Below are 237 nucleotides of genomic sequence, written 5' to 3'. Positions count from 1 at the left end.
CCTGAGCGTTATACTCACGACCAAGCTCGATAGATCGTGCGACTTGTTGTTCTAAATCCGCTTGCTGTGGATTCTTAATACGTAGTTGGACAGTGTTGATTCCAAGCTTGAGCAATCTTTCGATCCACTCAACATCATCAACTACTGGGTATAAACCGAGGCTACTCTTACTCAACTCAGGAAAAGAAAGTGATGTCCCTTGGTTAGCCCAACCTACGCTTATGTCCAATCGTTGAT

The 237-nt window shown here is 44.3% G+C and carries 1 pseudogene; it reads right to left on the bottom strand.

Annotated elements, in window-relative coordinates:
• A pseudogene (gene thiE / locus AB4486_RS27305) lies at positions 1-237 on the bottom strand (thiamine phosphate synthase); the annotation flags it as partial.

The organism is Vibrio sp. 10N.222.55.C6, from assembly GCF_041473395.1.
Taxonomy (GTDB): Bacteria; Pseudomonadota; Gammaproteobacteria; order Enterobacterales; family Vibrionaceae; genus Vibrio; species Vibrio crassostreae_C.
This window is presented reverse-complemented; position numbering and strand designations above follow the sequence as displayed.